At 51.8% G+C, this 272-nt stretch carries 1 pseudogene; it reads left to right on the top strand.

Annotated features, from left to right (window positions below):
- Positions 1 to 132 precede the first annotated feature (132 nt).
- A pseudogene (locus ACYP03_RS26180) lies at positions 133 to 272 on the top strand (rod shape-determining protein RodA); the annotation flags it as partial.

Here is a 272-nt window from a genome sequence, read left to right as displayed (position 1 = left end):
CGTAGTAGCAATGGTGCTTGAAAATGCCGGCGGCGGTTCCAGCAATGGTGGCCCGGTCGCAAGGCAGATTTTCGACCATATGCTGCTCAAACACGATGACAAAGATAAATCGACATTGGCTGAGGTTTCGCAATGAGTATCATGGCTGCGGCAGGCAGCAAAGCCACTTTGAGTGATCGCCTGCATATAGATGTGCCTTTATTACTGGGGATCCTAACGCTGATGGGTTTTGCTCTGGTCGTCATGTACAGTGCCAGCGGCCAGAACCTGGA

The organism is Photobacterium sp. R1 (assembly GCF_054600795.1).
The sequence above is the reverse complement of the archived record's forward strand: the minus strand, read 5'-3'. Positions and strand labels throughout refer to the sequence as shown.